1 protein-coding gene is annotated in these 876 nt (G+C 42.0%); it reads right to left on the bottom strand.

Annotated elements, in window-relative coordinates; translation table 11 throughout:
* Window positions 1-716 (bottom strand): helix-turn-helix domain-containing protein (locus tag AC1MDJ_RS08135; RefSeq protein WP_479690412.1); only part of this gene is annotated, 716 nt, incomplete at its 3' end.
* Window positions 717-876: the final 160 nt, after the last annotated feature.

The raw sequence follows: 876 nt of genomic DNA on the forward strand, positions 1-876 counted from the left end.
AGCTCCTCTAATGCGGGGAAGTATTTTCTGTCAATAGTTGAAACCTTCTGAACAATATTGTGGTTTTCGTCAAGCGACTGTCTTTCGGGCAATATATCATCAGCAGATACGTGGAATAGTTCACATATTTTATGCAACGTCTCTGCTGATATGCCCTTTACACCACGTTCAATCTCTGATAAAAATTGCGATGATATATTCAGCTGTGCACTAGCGTCCTCTTGCGTAAGCCCTATACTCTTCCTATGCTGGCGCACACGCTCGCCTACATATTCGGCAAACTCTTTATGCTTGCGTTCAAATACAGCCCATAACAAGCCACTGTCGTCTGTGCCATTGTATTTATGCCTAAAAACACCCGCAAACCTATATACACCAATTGAAAGTTTTATGAAAATATACACATCTGACTGCAACCTCGCCCTGTTGGTTTCCAACTCTAACGTTGCATCTGCGTCCCCGTTCCTCTCAAAATATAGCTTGAACAGCCCACGCCCTTGGTCAACCCACCTGTTCGGATACCTTTCACTACCTAATATGCACTTTACGATTACCGCCTCATAACTTCCCGCCTTGCCAAGCGGAGGCAACAGATACGTGCCAGCCTGCTTATTGCTACTGCCAGCTATGCGCAGAATATCGTCTGTGGAACAGGTTTGCCCATAAGCGAGCTGTCCAAGTTCGTCTATAGACATAATCTTAACCTCTTTTGACAAACTATACCAGCAGCAGATAGGCAAAACTACAAGCAAAAAACGCTAAAAAATATCTTTAATATAACTATTGACATAATTTATAGTTATGTTATACAATCTGCCAGTGGTGTATTCACAAAAATCACTATTTATAGGTTATGCTGTCCATATATAACTCACG

Source organism: Candidatus Termitispirillum reticulitermitis (assembly GCF_054655775.1).